Source organism: Bremerella sp. JC817, assembly GCF_040718835.1.
GTDB lineage: Bacteria > Planctomycetota > Planctomycetia > Pirellulales > Pirellulaceae > Bremerella.
On record NZ_JBFEFG010000277.1, the window covers coordinates 1 to 733 of the forward strand.

The window sequence follows — 733 nt, forward strand, 5'->3', positions numbered from 1 at the left end:
TTGTCGCCAGCCTTGGCACCGGCCATTTCCTTGCCGAAGTCTTCCCACTTACGGACTCGATCGTTTCCAATAGGTATACAAACTCCTTCGATAGAGCCGCTCGCCATGTTCCTGATCGTAGGACTGGGCCACCTTACGATCGGCGATCTGGGCATACTTACGATGCCGCGACAAGGCTTCCATCACAGCGGAACAGGCCATCTCTTCGCCAGACTGATCGATCTGCTGCTGGCTGGCGTACGCCGTCCCGACGGCCGAGTGCCACTCGGCATCGGCCGGGTTCTGGCTGAGCTTATCCAGCAGCTTCTTCGGAATACAAGCGCCGCACAAACTGGCGATCATAGAGATCTGAGCGAGGCTGTTGATCGCCAGGTAAGAGGCCGCGATCCAGAAGCCGCCAACCGCCAGAGCTCAGCTCCTCCGACTCGGAGGACCACACAATGACCAAAAGCTCTGTACCTTCGATAACACCGCGACCAGCATCTTCTTTTTCAAACCGACTTGCCGGCGACCTCCACCGTTCCGCCAACGGGCGGGTGTGCAACAAATGACACGAGTTTTGGCGAGGAGGAGAGGTGATTAAGACGCGATTAGCGTCCCTTGGTTCCAACCCTGGCTACGTCGATCTCAAGCATACCTTCACGGGATTGAAGGAATCGGATTGGATTGCCCTAGACGAGGGAAGCTGGTTCTACATGCCAACGCTTTACCCGGCCGCTAGTTTCTCGCAGGC

1 protein-coding gene is annotated in these 733 nt (G+C 57.0%); it reads right to left on the reverse strand.

Annotated elements, in window-relative coordinates; genetic code table 11:
- Nucleotides 1–48: 48 nt before the first annotated feature.
- A complete protein-coding gene (locus AB1L30_RS18150; RefSeq protein WP_367014824.1) occupies nucleotides 49–342 on the reverse strand; it encodes a hypothetical protein in 294 nt (97 codons plus the stop codon).
- Between the last annotated feature and the right edge of the window lie 391 nt (nucleotides 343–733).